General features: G+C 49.2%; 17 protein-coding genes and 3 pseudogenes. 12 read left to right on the forward strand and 8 right to left on the reverse strand.

Annotated elements, in window-relative coordinates:
• The first annotated feature begins 3 nt into the window (after positions 1-3).
• Entirely contained in the window at positions 4-3201 is a 3198-nt protein-coding gene (locus DU002_RS06850; RefSeq protein ID WP_114337628.1) for an efflux RND transporter permease subunit, read from the forward strand.
• Between the two features lie 54 nt (positions 3202-3255).
• Here the strand turns inward: DU002_RS06850 and DU002_RS19625 are convergent, their stop codons facing one another.
• Positions 3256-3693 (reverse strand): MerR family transcriptional regulator, encoded by a 438-nt coding sequence (locus tag DU002_RS19625; protein WP_114337629.1) that lies wholly within the window; start codon positions 3691-3693, stop codon positions 3256-3258.
• Positions 3694-3784: 91 nt separating this feature from the next.
• On the opposite strand from DU002_RS19625, the gene DU002_RS06860 reads away from it, so the two are divergent.
• Positions 3785-4255, forward strand: a complete 471-nt coding sequence (locus DU002_RS06860) for a methyltransferase family protein (protein ID WP_114337630.1) — start codon at positions 3785-3787, stop codon at positions 4253-4255.
• 526 nt (positions 4256-4781) lie between these two features.
• Here the strand turns inward: DU002_RS06860 and DU002_RS06865 are convergent.
• Together DU002_RS06865 and DU002_RS06870 are read right to left on the reverse strand one after the other, a co-directional pair.
• On the reverse strand, positions 4782-5138 hold the full coding sequence (locus tag DU002_RS06865) for a cupredoxin domain-containing protein (RefSeq protein ID WP_114337631.1): 357 nt from the start codon (positions 5136-5138) through the stop codon (positions 4782-4784).
• Positions 5139-5140: 2 nt separating this feature from the next.
• Positions 5141-7459, reverse strand: coding sequence for a heavy metal translocating P-type ATPase (locus DU002_RS06870; RefSeq protein ID WP_114337632.1), 2319 nt, complete (start codon positions 7457-7459; stop codon positions 5141-5143).
• A 342-nt stretch (positions 7460-7801) separates the two neighbouring features.
• Here DU002_RS06870 and DU002_RS06875 point away from each other — a divergent pair, with 342 nt between their 5' ends.
• The 10 genes from DU002_RS06875 to DU002_RS06920 all read left to right on the forward strand — a co-directional run bounded on the left by DU002_RS06875 (position 7802) and on the right by DU002_RS06920 (position 17125).
• Positions 7802-8188: a MerR family transcriptional regulator gene (locus DU002_RS06875; protein ID WP_114337633.1), complete on the forward strand. Its 387-nt coding sequence runs from the start codon at positions 7802-7804 to the stop codon at positions 8186-8188.
• A 125-nt stretch (positions 8189-8313) separates the two neighbouring features.
• Positions 8314-8733 carry a hypothetical protein gene (locus tag DU002_RS06880; RefSeq protein ID WP_114337634.1) on the forward strand — a complete coding sequence of 140 codons (420 nt, stop codon included), beginning with the start codon at positions 8314-8316 and terminating at the stop codon, positions 8731-8733.
• 92 nt (positions 8734-8825) lie between these two features.
• Positions 8826-10178, forward strand: a complete 1353-nt coding sequence (locus DU002_RS06885) for a TolC family protein (protein ID WP_114337635.1) — start codon at positions 8826-8828, stop codon at positions 10176-10178.
• 13 nt (positions 10179-10191) lie between these two features.
• Positions 10192-11724 (forward strand): efflux RND transporter periplasmic adaptor subunit, encoded by a 1533-nt coding sequence (locus tag DU002_RS06890; RefSeq protein ID WP_114337636.1) that lies wholly within the window; start codon positions 10192-10194, stop codon positions 11722-11724.
• Positions 11721-14861 (forward strand): efflux RND transporter permease subunit, encoded by a 3141-nt coding sequence (locus DU002_RS06895; RefSeq protein ID WP_114337637.1) that lies wholly within the window; start codon positions 11721-11723, stop codon positions 14859-14861. Before DU002_RS06890 ends, DU002_RS06895 begins: the two co-directional genes overlap by 4 nt.
• Positions 14861-15310, forward strand: a complete 450-nt coding sequence (locus DU002_RS06900) for a DUF411 domain-containing protein (protein ID WP_114337638.1) — start codon at positions 14861-14863, stop codon at positions 15308-15310. The genes DU002_RS06895 and DU002_RS06900 overlap by 1 nt, the downstream gene beginning before the upstream one ends.
• 55 nt (positions 15311-15365) lie before the next feature.
• Positions 15366-15680, forward strand: a complete 315-nt coding sequence (locus tag DU002_RS06905; RefSeq protein ID WP_114337639.1) for a DUF2933 domain-containing protein — start codon at positions 15366-15368, stop codon at positions 15678-15680.
• 2 nt (positions 15681-15682) lie between these two features.
• Positions 15683-16333 carry a methyltransferase family protein gene (locus DU002_RS06910; protein WP_114337640.1) on the forward strand — a complete coding sequence of 217 codons (651 nt, stop codon included), beginning with the start codon at positions 15683-15685 and terminating at the stop codon, positions 16331-16333.
• Positions 16334-16343: 10 nt separating this feature from the next.
• Complete coding sequence (locus DU002_RS06915; RefSeq protein ID WP_114337641.1) at positions 16344-16661, forward strand: hypothetical protein; 318 nt, start codon at positions 16344-16346, stop codon at positions 16659-16661.
• A 95-nt stretch (positions 16662-16756) separates the two neighbouring features.
• Positions 16757-17125, forward strand: a complete 369-nt coding sequence (locus DU002_RS06920) for a cation transporter (RefSeq protein WP_114337642.1) — start codon at positions 16757-16759, stop codon at positions 17123-17125.
• An 84-nt stretch (positions 17126-17209) separates the two neighbouring features.
• Here DU002_RS06920 and DU002_RS19430 read toward each other — a convergent pair.
• The 5 genes and pseudogenes from DU002_RS19430 to DU002_RS06945 all read right to left on the reverse strand — a co-directional run.
• Positions 17210-17418: pseudogene (locus DU002_RS19430) on the reverse strand (integrase core domain-containing protein); the annotation flags it as partial.
• 54 nt (positions 17419-17472) lie between these two features.
• Positions 17473-17759 (reverse strand): annotated as a pseudogene (locus DU002_RS06930) (signal peptidase II); the annotation flags it as partial.
• Between the two features lie 3 nt (positions 17760-17762).
• A pseudogene (locus tag DU002_RS06935) lies at positions 17763-18026 on the reverse strand (cation transporter); the annotation flags it as partial.
• A 491-nt stretch (positions 18027-18517) separates the two neighbouring features.
• Entirely contained in the window at positions 18518-20185 is a 1668-nt protein-coding gene (locus tag DU002_RS06940; protein ID WP_199405186.1) for a hypothetical protein, read from the reverse strand.
• Positions 20076-21617 carry a TnsD family Tn7-like transposition protein gene (locus tag DU002_RS06945; protein WP_114337643.1) on the reverse strand — a complete coding sequence of 514 codons (1542 nt, stop codon included), beginning with the start codon at positions 21615-21617 and terminating at the stop codon, positions 20076-20078. The genes DU002_RS06940 and DU002_RS06945 overlap by 110 nt, the downstream gene beginning before the upstream one ends.
• Positions 21618-21661 lie beyond the last annotated feature (44 nt).

A 21661-nucleotide genomic window follows, 5' to 3' on the forward strand; every position in this document is an offset into this window, starting at 1 on the left:
CCAATGTTTAATCGAATCATTGATTGGGCTGTGGCCAACAGGTTGTTGGTACTTATCGCCCTTGCTGTGCTTATCGTCAGCACTATCTTCTTGATCCCTAAGTTAAATCTGGATGCATTCCCTGATGTCACGAATGTTCAGGTCTCAGTGAACACCGAGGCTCCCGGGTTGGCGGCGGAAGAAGTAGAGCAACTTATTACTTACCCGATTGAAGCGGTTATGTATGCGCTGCCCGATGTAAAGGAGGTGCGTTCTATTTCAAAAACAGGGCTGTCTGGCGTGACTGTCGTATTTGAAGAAGGCACCGACATATACTTTGCTCGACAATTGGTGTTTGAAAGGCTGCAAGCCGCAAAAGAGCTAATTCCTGAGGGTGTGGGTACGCCTGAAATGGGACCGAATACCTCCGGTTTGGGGCAGGTCTATCAGTACTTATTGGTGGCTGAGCCAGACTCTGGACTTGATGCCATGGCGCTACGCAGCCTTAACGACTGGGTAGTAAAACTGCTTCTTATTCCGGCTGAGGGGGTGACAGATGTACTCTCGTTCGGTGGCGAAGTTCGCCAGTATCAAGTGAATTTGAATCCCTCGCTACTGCTCGCTTACGAGCTTTCACAAGATGATGTAATCGCTGCACTCGAACGAAATAACACCAATGTCGGTGGCTGGTACATGAACCGTGGCCAAGAACAACTCGTGATAAGAGGAACTGGTTGGGTCGCCTCAGGAGAGCTTGGACTGGAGCAACTTAAACAAGTACCTGTTAAAACCATTGAAGGTGTGACGGTCACAGTGGCTAATGTTGCTGACGTGATGTTGGGTGGAGAGATCCGGCAAGGCGCTGTGACAATGACCCGCAAAGCTGAAGATGGAACTATCGAATCTCTCGGCGAAGTTGTATCAGGGATCGTTCTCAAGCGTATGGGGGCAAACACCAAAGCGACCATCGACGGAATAAATAGCAGGGTTGAGCGCATCAATCAGGCATTACCTGAAGGTGTCCATTTTCAAGCTTTCTATGACCAGGCCGATCTGATCTCTCAAGCTGTACAGACGGTAGTAAATGCACTGCTACTGGCGTTCATTCTTATTGTGGTGATACTGGCACTGTTCCTGATGAATCTTAGGGCTACATTGCTGGTTCTGATCTCCATTCCCATCTCAATTGGTATCGCATTAATGGTGATGGCCTGGTGTGGTATCTCGGCCAACCTAATGTCACTAGGTGGGATCGCCGTTGCAATCGGTATGCTGGTAGATGGCTCAGTGGTAATGGTAGAAAACATGTTTAAGCACTTGAGTCACCCTGATGCGGAGCATGATGAAGAAAGAGCTTCCAGGTCAGATAGTTTGGTCAAGGTTGTCACTAGCAACGATCAAAATAAAGCCGGTATTGCTTTAAGACTTCAGCAAGCTGGTCGAGAAGTGGCACGCCCCATCTTCTTTGCGACAGCAATTATCTTGGTGGTATTCATGCCACTATTCAGCTTTGAGGGAGTAGAGGCTAAGCTCTTTCAACCCATGGCGGTTAGCATCATGCTGGCCATGTTGGCAGCAGTGTTCGTTGCGCTGGTGGTTGTGCCTTCGCTTGCGACATATCTATTCAGAAATGGTGTGAGAGAGCGGCAAAGCTTCGTGCTGCAACCTCTTGAACGCGCATACAGAGTTGTCCTTCGTTGGGGGTTAAATCACCGTCGGGCTGTCGTCAGTGTGGCGGTTTTCTTGGTTGTGGCGACAGCCGTTGTTATCCCGCGTTTGGGAACGGAGTTTGTACCAGAACTTGAAGAGGGCACTATCAACCTGCGGGTAACATTAGCGCCATCATCAAGCCTGAATACAGCGCTGGAGGTTGCGCCCAAGTTAGAAGCTATTTTGATGAAATTTCCTGAAGTGACTTATGCCTTGTCTCGCATTGGCCGAGCCGAAATTGGTGGTGATCCTGAGCCTGTTAATAACATAGAGATTTATATTGGATTAAAGCCTGTTACTGAATGGACAAGTGCAGACAACCGCTATGAACTGCAAGCCCTTATGGAACAGAAGCTTGAGCAACACCCAGGTCTTCTATTCAACTTCTCTCAGCCAATTGCCACTCGGGTCGACGAGTTACTCTCCGGGGTAAAAGCACAACTCGCGATTAAACTCTTTGGTCCTGATCTGGCCGTGTTAGCACAGAAAGGGCAAGCCATAGAAACCGCAGTTAAAGAAGTTGCGGGTACTCGTGACGTTGCCATGGAGCAAATCGTAGGAGAATCTCAATTGGTTGTGAAACCTAATCGCCGCGCGCTATCACGATATGGGCTGGATGTTGAGGATGTGATGGCGTTAGTTAGTGATGGTCTTGGAGGCGTGGATGCAGGACAAATCATCAACGGTAATGAACGATATGATATTTATGTGCGGATAGCAGAAACGTTTCGCCAGGATAGAGAGCATATCGCCGAACTTCGTTTACGCTCTCCTTCCGGCGCATGGGTACGATTGGGTGACGTGGCAGAGGTGTCGGTAGCGTCTGGTCCACCCCAAGTGCGCCGAGATGATGTTCAGCGCCGGGTAGTGATACAAGCCAATGTCCATGGTCGAGATATGGGCAGTGTGGTAGCTGATATTCAAGAGACTATCGCCAAAGAAGTTACGTTACCTACCGGCTACTCAATTGATATCGGAGGTCAGTATGAGAACCAACAGCGAGCACAGCAGCGCTTGTCTCTCGTGGTGCCACTATCACTTGGTTTAATTGCACTGCTGTTGTACTTCACGTTTGCTTCGGTGGGGCAAGCCATGTTGATTCTCGTCAATGTGCCACTGGCTGTTATTGGTGGTGTGTTCTCCTTGTGGCTTTCAGGTCAGTACTTATCTGTACCTAGCTCCGTCGGGTTCATCACACTGTTCGGTGTGGCGGTGCTGAATGGGGTGGTGATGGTTGAAAGTATCAATCAACGAATTAGTGACGGTTTATCTATTGAAAGTGCAGTGTTTGATGGTGCGCTCTCAAGGCTTAGACCTGTATTAATGACCGCGATGACCTCTGCTTTGGGACTCATCCCGATGTTGCTTTCAAATGGGGTTGGTGCTGAGATCCAAAAGCCGCTGGCTACGGTTATTGTCGGGGGTTTAGTCACTGCAACCCTACTTACACTCTTTGTATTGCCAGTGCTGTTTGCTTGGTTCTCGCAAGGCAAGATACGCGAGATGTCATAATAGAGAGACCTGCCGTTTCATCTCGAAGCGGCAGGCAATCTATTTGCTTAAGCTCTAGTGTTCGTCCTCACACTGCGAATGGTCAGCAAGCGCTTTAATCACGGAACACTGGTCATTCATCCCACTATCAGTCAGCGAAACAACTCGTTCGAGCTCATGTTCTAGCCGCCTCAGACGCGTTAAACGAGAGCGAACAGAATTCAAATGTTGAGCGGCAATTGTGTGTGCGCTTTCACATGAGCGATGAGGCTGGTGATCAAGTGAAATGAGCTGTCGCACGTCATCTAGCGAAAACCCCAAGTCCCTTGCATGTTTGATGAATGTCAGCCTCTGGAACTCTTGTTCAGAGTACTGGCGTTGATTCCCCTCAGAACGACAAGCCGCAATAATTAACTGTTGCTGTTCATAGTAACGAATGGTGGGCACCTTTACGTTAGTCATTTTGGACAGTTGGCCAATTGACATTAATGCCGATGATTTTTTTCGTTCCATTTTTACCTTGGTTAAAAATAGCGCTTGAACCTCTAGTGACTAGAGGTTTTAACATGGGCTCAGCTAATGTAGCAAAGGAAGAGGTGTCAGCATGTCGTATTTAACTGGTTTGGAGCTAAAGGTTCCACCAATCATTGTGATGTTATCGACAGCCAGCTTTATGTTTTTGGCTGCGAAGGCAACAGGTCAGCTATCGTATGATGTACTAGAAATTAAAATAGCAGGATGGTTTTGTGTTTTGGCGGGATTGATTGTCATTTTTCGTGGCGTACAGGTGTTTAGAAGCCACCAGACAACGATCGACCCGCGAACCCCAGATGCCTCTAGCCAATTGGTTACCTCTGGCATCTATAGATTTACACGCAATCCGATGTATTTGGGTATGGCACTGTGTTTAACGGGATGGGGGTTATACCTCGGCAGCTTTATTGCATTAGTGCTTGTGTATGGGTTCTCCACATATATCACTCGGTTTCAAATTTTATCCGAAGAACGCCTGCTGAAAAGCAAGTTTGGGCTAATGTATCTTGACTACATTAGAGACGTCAGACGGTGGTTGTAAAGCCAAGGTTGATTGTGACTGCTAATAAGGATCTTGCTTACTTAACATTTGATAGCTCGATGGATGGTCGGAGATTCGTAATCAAATGGATTTTCCGTACCAGAATTAATTCTTTAATTACTGAATTAGTCAATCGTATAGAACGGCTCTATCCAAAGCCTTGTAGACCAGAATGAACGCTATTCGCCCGGATCAGTTATGGAATTAATTCCGAAGATTTCTTGTGCCGTCGACTGGGTGAACAGTGCCAGTAGCGGTCATAAGGGTAACTTGATAAATCCTCTCTGGAAAATCAATAAAGGCTGGAAAGGGTTCTGCTGGTTTTGCCTTACTTTTCCCCTACCGAGGATTTTTCTATGTTCACTGGACACTAGCTCTATCAATGAATTAGCCGAAATACTCATAGTAAATACGGAGGATCCAGAGCCGCTGCCAGCCCAAGTTTCATCGCGTTGATCTTCATATGCCCTCCCAACTCTTACTCGATTATTAAAGACCAAATGCAGTCCAAACCACCGCTGCTTGGTTAATCCGAAACGATTAACTTGCCGCGGTACATCTGCATCTGGCAGTGAAATTCGTATTCACCTGATTTCAGTGGCGGGATCCGAATGGTCTTCACCCGGTTCACAGGCAGGCTTTCGGAGATCTCCAGCTCCGGGAACAGCACCATTTCGGCACAGGGAGACTCGTCCACACGTTCGAAGCTGAGTACAGATGACTGATCCGGGGGGAGATGAATATGCGCCGGCTGATAAACACCATGTTCCACCCGCACGGTGATCGCTGTCGAATCAGCATCCACTTGCTCTGGCCGGTACAGCCAGAACCACCAGATGATCAGGCCAATCAGGGCAAGGCCAAATAGGTTAACCAGCAGCATGCTCAGACCTCCTCTGATTGGTAGTTCGATACCTGCGGTTTAAAAAACCGCAAACGGTTAGCATTGGTCACCACGGTGACCGAGGAAAGGGCCATCGCCGCGCCTGCAATTACCGGGCTGAGCAGCAAACCAAACAGGGGATAAAGCACACCGGCAGCGATTGGCACGCCGGCCGCGTTATAGATAAAGGCGCCCAACAGGTTTTGCTTAACATTGCGCAAGGTAGCCTTGCTTACCTCAATAGCATCCGCCAGTCCATGCAGCGAGCCCCGCATCAGGGTTATATCGGCGCTTTCTATCGCCACATCTGTGCCGGTGCCGATAGCAAATCCCACGTTGGATTGAGCCAGTGCCGGTGCGTCATTGATCCCATCGCCGGTCATGCCGACGATCTCGCCCTGCTGCTGTAGTTCGATCACCTTGTTGGCTTTGTCTTGTGGCAGTACTTCAGCAACAAATTCACTGATCCCGGCCCGTGCAGCCACAGCTCTCGCGGTTGCCTGGTTGTCACCGGTCAACATTACTACCCGGACCCCGGCTTGCTTCAGCCTGTTGATCGCGGTGACTGAATCCGGCTTGAGTGGATCTGAAACCGCAATAATCGCCAACAATTTCTGATTAACCGCCAGGTACATCGGAGTTTTGGCTTCTGCTGCCAATGCCTGAATCGTTCCGATGTGAGGCTGGATATCGATATCGCGCTGTGCCATCAACTTATCATTGCCAAATAGCAACGCACGCTTACCAACTCTGCCTTCGATGCCATGCCCGGCGATGGCATTGAAGCCTGTCACCTTATCCAGCGAAAGTCCGCGGGATTTGGCAGAGTCTACAATCGCCAGGGCCAAGGGGTGCTCAGAACCAGCTTCTAAACTGGCTGCCCAGCGTAATATGGCAGATTCTTCCGGCGCGTCAGCTTCCTGTTCCAGCACAATGATATCTGTGACTTTGGGGCTTCCCTGGGTGATAGTGCCCGTTTTATCCAGCACCATCGCAGTGATCTTGGATGCCGTCTGCAGGGCTTCGCCATTGCGGATCAACACACCTGCCTCGGCGGCCTTGCCTACACCAACCATGACTGACATCGGTGTTGCCAATCCCAACGCGCAGGGGCAGGCTATGATCAGCACCGTGGTGGCAGAGACGACAGCGAATGCAACCGCCGGGGCAGGGCCAAAATTCAGCCAGGCCAGTGCACTCAAAACAGCGATGATCATGATAGCCGGAACAAAGTAAGCTGAGATCACATCGGCCAAGCGGCCAATTGGCGGCTTGGAGTTTTGCGCCCGTTTGACCATGTTAATGATCTGAGCCAGCGCGGTATCTTTGCCTACCCGGGTGGCACGAAATAACAGGGTACCGTTTTTGTTCAAGGTGCCGGCCGCCACCTCATCCCCCCTGGCTTTCTCAACTGGCATCGGTTCACCGGTCAACATGGATTCGTCGATGGCACTGTGTCCTTCCAGCACTTCGCCATCGACAGGCAGCTTTTCACCGGGTCGAACCCTGACTACATCATCTTTAAGCACCTGCTCTATAGCTATATCCAGCTCGTGTCCATCTCGGACCACACGGGCGGTTTTCGCCTGCAGACCAACCAGGCGCTTGATCGCCGCAGACGTGCGACCCCGGGCCTTCAGCTCCAATGCCAACCCTAGATTGATCAGGCCGATGATCATCGCGGTGGCTTCGAAGTAAACATGCCGCGCCATCTCCGGCAATAACGAAGGTGCCATTATCACCACCATGGAATAGAGCCAGGCAGCGCCGGTTCCCAGCGCGATCAGGGTATCCATATTGGCACTGTGATTTTTCAGCGATTTCCAGGCGCCGATATAAAAGTGCTTTCCGGAAAAAACCATAACCCCAAGTGTGAGCAAACCAACCACTAACCAAACAAGTCGTTCAACGGTGGTAGCGACCGTCATCTCGCCCACAACCAGGCTGTAAATCATCAAGGGGATCCCGAGTGACAAAGCGATGGCCATCTCCCGCATCAGGCGCTTGTAATAAGCCCAATCGGCTTTCTCTTTCTGCTCCAACTCGTCGTCATTAGCGCCACCGCCCAGCTGCCTGGCGTTGTATCCCGCACCCTCGACGGCTGCGATCAGCCCTGCAGTGTCTGCATTCCCCGTGACTGTTACCGTACGTTGCGCAAAGTTCATATCGGCATTTTCAACGCCACGCACCTGCTTCAAAGCCTTCTCAATTTTGCCCACACAACTGGCGCATCCGGCACCTTCGATAATTAGTTCGTGAATAGGGTCCGTCCTCGCCTTCACTGGGCTACTCGCGTTTGGAGAATTAATTTCTGGATTCATGTTGCACTCCAGTGTCGGTATTTTGCTTCCTCCCAGGCCCGCAGCTGGTGGTTTTGGCGCTACTGCAACACCGACTGGGAGATCGGATCTGTCTGGCCAACGCCAGTACAAAACCCCCGAAGAGCAAGACCGCCGCAGCAAGTTGTACTAGTCCGAATGACCACAACAGTGCCACAACAATCAGTACCAGAACTGCCGTCAACCACCTCATCAGGACCTCTCCTCGTTAAACTTGCATAATGTGACTATAGACCTTACCCTTACAGTAAGGTCAAGGTTGTTTTTATAAAGAGGGTCACTCTTGTCTTTTTGTGAGCGACGCCAGCAGCGGGTGGGACAAATATGAAGATTTCTGAAATTGCCGATGCTGCCGGATTGACAGTAAAGTCGGTTAGATACTATGAGAGTGCGGGTTTAATACCGGAACCTGCTCGGGGCGACAACGGCTATCGGGAATACAGCGAAAGCCTCCTACCAACATTGCGCTTGATCAGCCGTGCGCGTAAGAGCGACTTCTCGGTAAAAGAGTGCAAGGAACTGCTTAATCTGTTTAACAATCCGGATCGGTACAGCGCCGATGTGCATGAGTTGGTGGAAAAGAAAATCACCGAAATAGATGACAAAATTCTAGGACTGACCATGATCCGGGAACAGCTTAGCAAGTTAGCAGACTGCTGCGCTAATAATGAAACGCCATCCTGTGAGATCCTTGAACAGTTGAGCAAATGAGCGCCACAGTTCACATTGTCCCCCTTTTTTGCAAAAAATGCTTTGACCTTCCCCTTAAGGGAGGGTCTAGACTTCACTCAAATTAACTCTCAAATAAGATCCTAAGGTAGGCAGCTTTGCTTTCCATGCACCGCTTGCAGAAATACGCGACCCACACCGCATCTTTGATGCTGGTGTGGTTTGTATTCTGCGTAGGTGTGGTTTGCTCAGAGCTGGCACCAATGGGATTTGAACACGCTTCACAGCCTGAAGTGGGCAGCCCGATGCAGCATCAAAGTATGCAAGAGCACGTTGCCGCATCACACGCTCAGCATGTGATGCAGTGCTGTAGCGCGGAAGGCGATGGCGAGCACGAAATGGCGAATCTGCTCAGCTATTCCGGCTGGCAGCTAGTCTCCCTTGCTGCCTTGGCTATCGCCGTCGGTATACAGCTGTTTCCTATCATGTTAAGGCTTATCAGCCTCGGTTGTTATCAACCGGCACAAGCACCACCACTAACTAGTTACCCTCCGGTTTTCCTGACGACCCTGCGCCTGCTGAATTAAGCCCTGCTGGCCTCTCATTTCTGCTGCCCCGAATTCAGTAACGGAGCGGCACGTATATACCTATCCTACTATCTAAAAATTGGAGATTTGCAATGGTCATATTTGCAAATATACGCAGACAAGTAAGCGAAAACCTGTCTGTCATAACGGCCCGTGCCATAAAGTCGATATTGGTCTTCTCTGGCGTGCTCTCCGGGCTGGTGCTTTCCGTCCCAATAAGAGCGCAAGACTCGGGCCAACTAACACTTAATCAAGTAGTAAGAGCTGCCCTTAGTGAAGATATTTGGCAGCAGGGCAATGAGTTACGCAAGCAGGTGGTTCTTGCCGAGGGCGTGGCAGCAGGCCAATTGCCTGATCCGAAAATAACACTGTCGGCAGCCAATGTTCCGGTTGATTCTTTCGATCTGGATCAGGAAGCTATGACACAGTTGAAAGTGGGGGTATCGCAGATATTCCCCCGTGGCGACACCCTCGAGCTCAAACAACTTAAAGGTCGCAAGCAGGCTGAGCTGACGGGGTATCAGGGAAAAGTAAGGGAAGCGCAGGTCGCCATGACCGTCAGCCAACTTTTTTTGGATGTCTATCTGTCGCAGCAAACTATTGCGCTTATCGAAGCTAGCCGCACTCCGTTTGAACAGTTAGTGCAGGTCACCGAAGTGTCTTACGGTGCCGGGCTGGACCGAACCCGACAGGCCGATATTATCCGGGCGGAACTTGAGTTGGGTCGTCTGGATGAGCGGCTGGACAAACAGTGGCAACAGTACGATGGCAACTGGCAGTCATTGATGGAGTGGCTACCACAGCAGGTTGCTGTTCAACCTTTGTCCGGCGACCTCCCCGCCATTCTACCTTTGGCTCACGTACGTCCCGGTGACTGGTTAAGTTTGTCTGGAATACTGGCAAAGCATCCATCCGTACTGGCGATAAGGCAACAGATCGATATCGCCCAAACCGACGTGGATATTTCCAAGCAGGGTTACAAACCCGAGTGGGGACTGAACACAAACTATGGCTACAGGCAAGATGCGCCGGATGGTAGTAATCGTTCTGACTTTATATCGGTTGGCGTGACCTTTGACCTGCCGCTGTTCACTGATAATCGACAGGATAAGAAGGTATCTTCGGCAATCTATCGCGCCGAAGCCATTGAAACTGAACGTCTGTTGATACTGAGAAAACTGCGTGCGGAGGTGGGATCCACATTGGCGCGGATCGAACGCTTGAATCAGCGCGATGATCGTTATCAGGAGGTGTTATTACCTCAGGTGCACCAACAGAGTGAATCGTCCTTAAGCGCTTACACCAATGATGTCGGCGATTTTGCCGAGGTTATGCGCGCGCATATCGCTGAATTAAATACCAAAATTGAAGCTCTGCAGATCCAGGTTGAACGTCTCAAGATGATTGTTCGCCTTAACTATCTGCTGGCTGGCGAACTTAATTAACGGAGCAGATTAAATGAAAAATTCACTTGCACTTATTGTTGCGGTCACTGTTGGTACGGCTATTGGCGCTGGCGGATACCACTACTTGTCCAGCCCTCTGCTGACTTCGGACGGTGATAATGGCTCGGTAGAAAAACAACCGATTTATTGGGTTGCCCCTATGGATCCTAATTACCGGCGCGACAAGCCAGGTAAGTCTCCGATGGGTATGGATCTGGTACCTGTCTATGAGGAGGGCAGTGGTGCCGACGACAGCCCTGGAACTATTAAAATCTCACCGGAAGTGGAGAACAATCTGGGGGTACGCACGGCGAAGGTTGAACAGCAACCGTTACACCAACAGATCGACACAGTGGGCTACATCGGATTTGATAAAGACAATCTGGCCCACGTGCACCCACGCGTTGAAGGTTGGCTGGAACGCCTGTACATCAAAGTTGAAGGCGAGCGAATCGAGAAAGGCCAGCCAATTTACTCCATCTATTCACCACAACTGGTCAATGCCCAGGAAGAGCTGTTGCTCGCGCTGGATAGGAACAAACGTACGTTGATCAATTCTGCAAAAGAGCGCCTCCGTGCCTTGGATGTCTCTGAAAACCAGATAGATAAACTGGTAAAGACCCGAAAAGTATCGCGCACCGTAACCGCTTATGCACCGCAGTCTGGGGTGATCGCTGAACTGAACGTATCCGAGGGGCACTTCGTTAAACCCGGCAAAACCATTTTATCAATTGGCTCCCTAGAAGAAGTATGGGTTACCGCTGAAGTTTTTGAGCGTCAGGCAACACTGGTGTCAGTCGGCGATACCGTCAGCATGAGTTTGGACTACCTTCCCAGCAAAGAATGGACCGGAGTCGTCGACTACATCTACCCAACCTTGGATCCGACCAACCGTACCGCTAAGGTTCGGCTGCGTTTCGCCAATCCAAGTGAGGAACTGAAACCCAACATGTTTGCCAGAGTTGCCATCCACACCCAGAACGATCAGGTAACCCTTATCGTGCCCCGAGAAGCTGTGATCCGTACCGGACAACAGGATCGCGTTGTGCTGGCGCTGGGCGAAGGTAAGTTCAAATCGGTCGAAGTAAAGCTAGGTCGGTTGAGCGATTTGGACGTGGAGATAGTAAAAGGCGTGGAAGCCAATGACAGCATTGTTACCTCCGCGCAGTTTTTGCTGGATTCTGAATCCAATATCAGCTCCGACTTTATGCGCATGACCATTTATGAGCAGTCTGCATCTGAAAACGTTTGGGCTGAGGGGCTAGTTACCGCGATGAATCCCTCTGTTCGAACCGTCACTATAGATCATAAGCCAGTAGAAGCCTGGGAGTGGCCGGCTATGGTGATGGACTTTCACGTTGCCGACTCTATTGAGCTTGAGCAATTACAACCTGGCACCTCACTTCACTTTGAGATCTCCAAGATTGAGAGTGGCTACCGCATCGTCGGTATCCATGTGATGGGCAATGCATCGGAGCAGATGGATCATAGTCAACACAAGGGTATGGGTCATAGCGAGCACAAAGGCCGGGGAGACAAATCATGATCGCAGCAGTAATCCGATGGTCTATCTACAACCGCTTTATGGTGCTGTTCATGACGCTGATCTTGATCGGTGGTGGTCTGTATGCTGTCAAGCAAACGCCGATTGATGCGATCCCAGATCTCTCCGATGTCCAGGTAATCATCAAAACAAGTTATCCAGGACAAGCTCCTCAGGTTGTCGAAGAGCAGGTCACTTATCCGCTGACCACAGCCATGCTGTCGGTACCCGGAGCAGAGACTGTGCGGGGTTTTTCCTTTTTTGGCGATTCCTATGTTTACGTGATTTTCGATGACGACACCGATCTTTACTGGGCACGCAGCCGAGTTCTGGAGTATTTAAGCCAGGTGGCGCCGACATTACCGGAAACTGCTCGGCCCCAGCTAGGTCCGGACGCAACCGGCGTAGGTTGGGTTTATATCTACGCCTTGGTTGATCGCACTGGTCAGCATGATCTGGCGCAGCTACGCAGTCTGCAAGACTGGTTCCTGAAGTATGAACTGCAAACAGTGCCCGGTGTCTCTGAAGTGGCCACTGCAGGGGGTATGGTGAAGCAGTATCAGGTACAGGTCGATCCTGAAAAGCTGCGCGCCTTTGGGATCCCGCTAAGCGCGATCCAGATGGCGATACAGCGTGGTAACCAGGAGGTGGGTGCTTCGGTGATGGAGATGGCCGAAGCCGAATACATGGTCCGCGCAACCGGTTACATCAAAAGCATCGGCGATCTATCTCATATACCTTTAGGTGTGAATGATCAGGGAACGCCTCTGTTGCTCAAGGACGTCGCCGATATTCAGTTAGGGCCTCAGATGCGTCGTGGCGTTGTCGAACTGAATGGTGAAGGTGAAACGGTTGGTGGCGTAATAGTCATGCGCTTTGGGGAGAACGCCCAGCAGGTGATTGACGGTGTTAAAGCTCGCTTGGAAGAGTTGAAGGCCGGCTTGCCGGAAGGCGTCGAAATCGTGCCTGTTTACGACCGCTCCGACCTGATCAAGCGTGCAGTAGACAACCTGTGGCACAAGCTACTGGAGGAGTTTCTAGTTGTGGCCGCCGTCTGTCTTATTTTTCTGGTTCATGTTCGCTCCTCACTGGTTGGCATCATCACGATCCCGGTGGGGATTCTGGCCGCCTTTATTGTAATGCACCTGCAAGGGCTTAACGCCAATATCATGTCTCTTGGGGGGATCGCCATCGCTATCGGTGCCATGGTAGATGGCGCCATAGTGATGATAGAAAACATGCATAAACACATGGAGAAGACGCCACTTACCAAGGAGAACCGCTGGGAGGTCGTCTCGAAAGCCGCTACCGAAGTGGGTCCGTCGCTGTTCTTCAGTCTGCTGATCATCACCGTCAGCTTCCTACCTGTTTTCACTCTGGAAGCACAGGAAGGAAGGATGTTCTCCCCTCTGGCGTTTACCAAAACCTATGCCATGGCGGCCTCTGCAGCGCTGGCGATCACCCTGGTGCCTGTGCTCATGGGGTACTTTATCCGTGGGCGGATCATCGCCGAAAACAAGAACCCGGTTAACCGGATATTGATGGCAGGTTATATGCCGTTGTTAAAAGCGGTGCTTAGTTACCCGAAAACAACCATCATAGCGTCCATTCTGATTACCCTCGTCGGCTTTTGGCCGGTGAACAAGATTGGTACCGAATTCATCCCGCCACTGGATGAAGGTGATCTCATGTACATGCCTACCACGTACGCCGGGATTTCCATTGGTAAAGCGAGAGAACTACTTCAGCAGACCGACAAACTGATCCGTACAGTACCTGAAGTAAGAAACGTGTTCGGCAAGGTAGGACGCGCCGAAACCGCTACCGATCCGGCACCGCTGACCATGATCGAAACCTTTATCCAACTAAAACCCCGCAGTGAGTGGCGCGAGGGGCTCACCACGGATGAACTGAAAGCAGAACTCGATGCCTTGGTGAAGTTCCCCGGACTAACTAACGCATGGGTTATGCCGATTATCACCCGGATCGATATGCTTGCGACTGGGATCAAGACCCCGGTAGGGATAAAAATAGCCGGGCCTGAACTGGAGCAGATCCAGCAGATAGGACAACGGCTTGAACAGATCCTGAAAGACGTGCCCGGTACCGCGTCGGCGTATTCCGAACGCGTTGTCGGTGGGCGTTACACCAAAGTCGATATTAATCGTGCCAAAGCCGCCCGCTACGGCCTGAATATCGCAGACGTGCAGCAGGTGATCGCCACTGCGATCGGCGGCATGGATATAACTCAGACAGTGGAAGGTCTGGAGCGTTACCCGGTGAACCTGCGTTATCCGCAAGCATACCGTAACTCACCGGAAAGCCTGGCGCAGCTGCCAGTGGTTACGCCGACCGGTCAGCGCATCGCCCTGGGGGATGTTGCCGATATCTATATTGAAGAAGGCCCGCCGGGGATCAAGAGTGAAAACGCACGCCTCAATGGCTGGACCTATGTGGATATCGAAGATGTCGACGTTGGCAGCTATGTTGAACAAGCACAGATGATCGTTGCGGAGCAACTGGTGGTTCCTGCAGGCTACTCGATCACCTGGTCTGGACAATATGAATACATGCAGCGCGCCAAGGAAAAACTAATCTACGTGATCCCACTCACCTTGATGATCATAGTGGTACTGCTGTACCTCAACCACAGGCGCTTCAGTGATGTATTTATCATCCTCGGGACGTTGCCGTTGGCAATGCTCGGCGGGATCTGGCTTATCTACTTGCAAGGGTTCAACTTTTCGGTGGCTGTGGGCGTCGGCTTTATTGCCTTGGCGGGGGTTGCCGTCGAAACCAGTGTATTGATGCTACTTTACCTCCAGCATGCCTACCAGGACTGGTTGGAGGCCTGCGATAAAGAGGGGGTCAGGCCAGACAAGCAGGGCTTACGCCAGGCAATGATCGAAGGGGCTGCGCTGCGTCTGCGCCCCAAAGTGATGACTGCAGCCACCATTATTGTCGGTCTGTTGCCAATCATGTACGGCACAGGGACCGGATCAGAAGTGATGCAACGCATAGCCTCGCCGATGGTAGGTGGCATGGTCAGCTCGGTTCTACTCACTCTGCTACTGGTGCCTGCGGTTTACTTTCTGTGGTGCCAACGATCTCTTAAACCCTTAAATAAGGAGCGTGTCTGATGAACACTCTGTTTTCTAAATTGTCCAGTAAGGTCTTTCTTATGGGTCTGCTCACCATGCCGGCCCTCGCGGTCGCCGCTGATGCCATTGAAGTGTACAAATCCCCCTATTGTGGTTGTTGCGAGAAGTGGGTGGATCATATGCAACAGCATGGCTTTGAGATGACCATTCATAACAAGGCCAACCTGGCACCCATCAAGGAGAAATTAGGAGTTGTGCCTGCGGCAGGCTCCTGCCATACAGCCTCTATTGCTGGCTACTTCATCGAGGGGCACGTGCCAGCTGAAGACGTGAAGCGCCTGCTTGAAGAGAAGCCGGATATCCGAGGGATCGCCGTCGCCGGTATGCCAATGGGATCGCCTGGCATGGAGGGGCACCATAAAGCCGCATACGATGTGATCACCGTGCATAAAGACGGCTCCACATCCGTGTTCAACAATTACAAGTAACGTCCGTAACAGGGGCGGCGCAAATATGCGCCGCCTCTACTGGGAGGAGGTATCCATGAATAAATCTTTTTGGAGATCTAGAACCGGCATCATCACCATCTTCGTGACGATCGCCGTCAGCTATTTTATTGTTACAGAGCACAGAGCGCATGCCATTGCTTTTCTTCCCTACCTGATCCTGCTGCTCTGCCCCTTGATGCACCTGTTTATGCACAGAGGGCATGGCCACCATGGTTCAAACAGCAACAATGACAGCCCCCAAAACAAAAAGATGGACAGTTCTGGGCAAGCAGAGGAAGAGGCCTATCGTCGTGGTATGGAGGACGGACAGAGGCAAGCAGAACAACGATCAGAACGAAAGGGGAAATAGTTATGCATGGCGATTCTTCGTACGGGCTTTGGGTCTTGGTAATACTAAATTCCGCCCTATTCATCTTCTTCGCTTTTAGTTTTATTAAGCCTAAGACTACTACCGATTGGCGCAGCCTAGGCGCATTTTCCGCCTTTATCGTTGCGCTTTTTACCGAGATGTATGGGTTCCCCCTTACCATCTACTTTCTTTCCAGCTGGCTAGCGGAAACCTACCCCGGCATAGACTTTCTAAGCCATGAGAATGGCCACCTCTTACACACTTTTCTCGGGCTGGAAGGAGACCCACATTGGGATCTTCTTCACATCCTCAGTATGCTGTTGATTGTTGTCGGCTTTATTGTCCTATCTTCAGCGTGGCATGTATTACATCAGGCCCAACAGCGTGGCGAGCTGGCAACCAGCGGGCTTTATGCTGCATGTCGACACCCTCAATACGTGGCCTTTATTCTGATAATGTTCGCTTTCTTACTTCAGTGGCCGACGATCCCCACCCTAGTTATGTTTCCCATATTGGTCGTTGTCTATTTCCGTTTGGCAAAGCGAGAAGAAAGGATTGCGTTGGATGAATTCGGTGATGATTATCGCCGCTATATGGAGATTACACCTGCGTGGATTCCCAAATTTAAAATTGACGAAGTCGAAACACTATGAAGAAAAGACTATGAAAACTCTAATATCAGTTATTGTGATTTCAACACTGCTGGCCTTCCCGGTATTGGCTGAAGAAGGGCATCAACACGGCGGCGAGGTGAAAGAGAGAGACATGCCGAATGGCATGATGAGCCACGAAGGGATGATGACGATGCATGAACATATGCAGGAAATGCTGACTCTGATGGAAAATATCAAGCGTGAAAATGATCCCAAAAAATATCAAGAACTCATACAGCAACATATGGCCTCAATGAAAAAAGGTATGCAGATGATGGCTCACTGTGCCGAAGAGAAGAAAGGTAATCAACATCAGCACGACAAATAATCGATTTGTATTGCTCTTCATGCCACTCAATGATGTGGATTGGCTGTAATCGGATTAATGAGGTGTCCTCAACTGTGTTGAGGTAAGGATAAGTTATGAGTCAAAACGAACATAGACCCGGTGTGGCCGAGGTCAATTTGGTGGTTCGCCATTTAAAGCTTGAGCTAATTGATATAGCGAAGATTAACGCTGCGCTTGAAGAAATTGATCAGCTCTACGGACTTGATGGTGTGACTTTTGATGAAAAATCCCTAGTTCTTAACTTGGCCTACGATGCGTCACGTCTCTGTATTGATGGTATTGAAGAAGTGCTAAAAAACCATAATATCGAGGTCAGTCATGACTGGTGGACGCACTTTAAGGAAAGTTATTACCGGTTTGTCGATCAGAACGTGAAAGACAATGCGGCTCATCAACCCTGGAGCTGCCATAAGACCCCTCCGGGTACAGGGCGAAAGCGCTGAAAGCTTATTCATTTTTTAAAGTGCATAAGCTCAGACCTAATCTGACAGTTACCCGATTTTGAATTGGTGCCTGTCAGGTTAGATTTAAGCTAAATTCTTCTCAGTCCAAATCGATTTACCATCAAGCAAAGTATCCAGCGGCATTATGCCGCAGAACATCTTGCTCTTATGAGTTCGTTCATTGTTGTAATACGTCATCCATTCGTCCAGATTTTTCTGAAGTTCGTCTATATCTGCGTACAGATTCTTACCTGATAAAACTTGTTCAGAATGGTCTTGTGGAAGCGTTCGCAGTGTGAAGGCGAACACAATGACTTAAGCGAATAAATTGCCTGCCGCTTCTAGATGAAACGGCAGGTCTCTCTATTATGACGGTTTTCACGGATCAGCTTGATCAGAAAAATCGAGACCACCACCGCGATCCCGATAAAAATAGCGCTGCCAGCCTGCAGAATTCGTAAAAATACTAAATGCGGCACTCGTGTTCCATAGGTGCACCCAGTTAAAAAATGGGGTCACCGAAACAGACTCACCATAGGCCATTGATTGCTGCACCAACCACTTTACAGACTGATCAGACGCTGCCAGCAAACCGTAGGATATGCTGCGAGAGCCTTTTGCCAATAATGAGCATTATTTAACCCTTCAACGCCGAGATGCCCCTTGCACCGTTAAATACAATGCCCCCCAGGTTGATCACCACGTCGTTGAACGAAAATATCCAGCTTGCCTTTATGTGCGCTCCGCCCTCCCGGTGTTTGGATATGAGCAGCAGACAACTGGTATTGTCAATCAATGCGACGAATGCGATAGCCATCATTGCCAACGATTCAGGGACACTACCGAATGCAAAGCGTATCACCACCTCTACGAGTACGCCCACAGACAAGATAAGCTGGAGTTAGCGAGGGAAGCATGCATCAGAAGTAGGTTGGAGCACCAAACAGACAATCCGATGAAATGTCGGTTTGCCTCACTCTCATGCAAAGATAAGATCAACCATTTAGTCCGCTTACCCCATTATTTTAAGCGGCACTTTAGTCATGAACGGCTGTCCGCTTAAAGGAAAGCCTACCAAGATGGTTTGTTAGCCGACTGACCGTAAATCGCTCAAAATTGCCAGTGAGTTGTCTGCCTGCAACCCTCATGCTTGCCGAATCAAAGTGCACCGAGTATGAATCTTTATTACTCGGTATGAGACTTTATTGCGCCCCCACAGTGACTGGTATTATTCCTCTCTTACGAGCAGCCGTATGCACTCGGTAAATGGCATCGTTTTGAAACTGAACCTTGTTTTTAGGCATGGAGGTACACTCCTGAACAGGACTGTCTTAAGCTTCTTTGGGCTACTTTCCAGTGATCAGTAGAGAAAATCGCACATAGTTTTCGTAGTTATCGTGGGCTTGCATTTTCTACTGCCCGACGCAAGGCTTCTACCCACGCATCTTCATATTCGCTATTGGTCCTGCACACTGTTTTACCATCCACTTTCTTTGTCCTAAATGGGTGTTTAATTTCAACTACGATCGAACAGTGTGATTTGTTGACTACTGCGTCCCAATGAACCCCTTTCTCTGCGCAGGCTTTCATCACCTGCATCAGCCCTTTTTTACCGCTTTCTGAAAACCCGAATAGCCGAGAGCCTAGTTTGTGTTTGTCGTTAAGATCACTGATATCTACTTCTATGATCACCAATGGCAAATCCTGATAAGAAAAATAAGCACAATGGTAAGTTCTAGGCAGATGAGTAGCTTTGTTCTTGTATATCTGCGAGCCGTTATTCGGTATAGGCATCGACAAACATTGCGTTGATATATGCGTGTAATCGTCCAACGCCATTAGTCGCTTAATCACTCTTTCAAATATTTGAAAGTTGTCCGTAGGGGCTGCTTCTTCGGGTTCTTCAAGAGGATTGTCCTCATCATCAGCACGGTTGATTGCCCAATCGAGTTCTTGGGCACTACCTGCAGCCGTACCGTGGCCTACACCAGAGGTATCAGGTGTAGGCGTTTTATCCATATTTATGTTGGGAATTACTCTTGTTTGATCGGCGCCTGGTAACACTTTGACGTCGTTATTGGTGCCACATACAAATCTGAACCCATCTTCACTCACAACGTCGTGCTTTCTGTTGAGTGCTGGAGTGGCTTTAAAATCTAGCAGCGGGTCTGGATCTGAACGATTAACTTCTGGGCGCCTTCCATTCGTCGGCTCAATCGGAATAAGTTCTTTTTTATTAGGATGAAAGATGGATACTTTTTTATCGTAGCTAAAATATGGCGTGTAGACCCTCTTAATCTCTTCGACATGAAACAATGTTGGATCTGCTGAATCGTATTGGCCGGCGAAACTAAAGCGCCAATCTTTTAATGGTGGAGGAGTAAAGTTAAACAACCAGTTCCGCTGTTCACCTTGCCGCAAACACTGGTAGATACTGTTAAAGCTTTTTTTAGCATCGGGATTGAGCAATAACCACCTAAGGTGTTGGCATGCGCTGTGAGAGGATAGGTTTGTTAACGGATAGTCGGACATTTTGTGAAATTTGATAATGGTTTCTTTGCCTGAACGATCGACGTTAGCCATCCCTCTCAAGCCATTTGGTCGCAGAGCCGTGCGGGTAAGGTGAACATTGTGTAAGAACAGGGTTCGAGCTAGCTCTAAACAGGGGATTGCAGCTTTTATATTTCCCGCTTGTAAGACAATTGAAATTCTTTTATCTGAAGGGATTTTTTGATAATCACCACTGACTTTTATCTCGATATTGTCCCGTTGATGCGGAGTTGTGCGCACTTTGTTGTCATAGTGAGAGTTAAGAACCAGCATGGGGATTAGTTCTGCGGGAATTTGTTTTTCCGGAAAGCCCAAAAACTGAACATTAATATATGGCCTAACTTTGTTGTTGAATACTTGCTTGGTTTTTATACTGCCAATTTGAATGAGTGGCACGTTTTTAGGAAAGTGACTTAACTCTCTGCCAGGCTGGGATGTCCAATCTGAGAATTTTCCGTGCAGGTTTCCTGCTGCGTTTACGATTAAGTCCTGCAAGTCGTTCAATTTCACACACAGGCCTTAAAATATCCTTATGTTCGATAAGTTTAACCATAACACGGCTTAACCTTCTAACTTGGTACTCTTCTATAGATTCGCAATACCGATCAAAAAACATACCGCAAAGTGGCAGTTTATGCAGTTTTTTCTCCATTAAACTCTTTTGTTGAATACGTAATGCAAACCATGACTTTGAGTGACGAGGATCTTCTATTCTTTCTTCTGCGCTGTTCTTGGTTTCAATTAATTTCTTAACTAGTTGAAGGTCTCTTGTATGCCAGTTCACACGTTTATCTTGATGATTGTTAGCAGGCTCAGGTTTATGGGTATTGAGCCATTCTCTGTCATAACGATAAAGCCAAGAGTACAGCCTTGCACCTAGGACTGTTGTTCGAATGCTTTTGAGTGAATCTAACATTGATGATTGCAGCAGTTCGCGCCACTTCGCTCTTGATTCATCACGTTTGGTGATGTTTGGTGTGGTTATCATTCTTCTTGCATGTCCTTCAAAGCTTGAAAAATGACGCGCCAGTTTGAGCTCTTTATGCAGTTCAACAGTAGTACCACGAAGAGACAACCAAACAATAAGGTGTTGCAAATAGCTGTAAACTCTTCTGTGTTTCCTAAACATTGCCAGCAGCCAAGAACTTTCTCCGGAAATTGCTAATCCTTGCTGCCGTAACCATTCGTCGGGCCACAGCTTGCGTACTCGGTTGGCAATGGCGCTATGATCAACTCTTTTTCCGCTCATTACCCGCGTATCTCTCGCCAGCTTCTGGTAATAACGAGTCCATTGTTCAACCGACACAGGAGCAAGCGTTGAGTTCAATAGTTGCTCTACCATAGTGGCTAGTTTCAAGTCGTTTGGTTTGGCTGCCTCAGGATAGTGACCTAAGTATTGGTAGTCGTGAGTTCCGGTGAAATGATGACGATGGAGAGACTGCAGTGCTAGATGGGTATCAATTAACGTGCACCGATGTGTGGGGCAAGCATCGACACCGGGTGATTGGAACAATCGTTGCCAATAAGTAAATCCCAGAGATTCCAGTTGTTCTCGCCAACACAGAGGACAAATCTTGTAATGAGCAGGCCAGTTAACTATCGACGCGTTGATTCCTGCTCGTGACATACTCGGATTAACATCCCGACAGGCTAAATCCGAGAGTAGTACGTTGTATCGGCAGGTAGGTATAAAAGCGCTAAACAAAGGTAAATGAGAATGGCGCTCAATGATCTCTCTAGGCGTAATATCCCAGATGTGGCCAACTTGCTTAAGTAGCTGCTCAATGTGGCCCTGTAGAAGGGGAGAGGGCACTACCATTCTATTATTGAACAGCATATCTAGTGCAATCTTGTCATCTTTGATCCCCATGTGCTGAACGAACCGAGCAAGGATGCTCGTGAGCAACTCATCTTTTTGCGCTATCGGGAAGTGAGCCAACATAAAAGCCACACCAAAGCTAATTCAACTCATTTAAAGATAGTTTG

This window comes from Corallincola holothuriorum (assembly GCF_003336225.1).
Classification (GTDB): Bacteria; Pseudomonadota; Gammaproteobacteria; order Enterobacterales; family Neiellaceae; genus Corallincola; species Corallincola holothuriorum.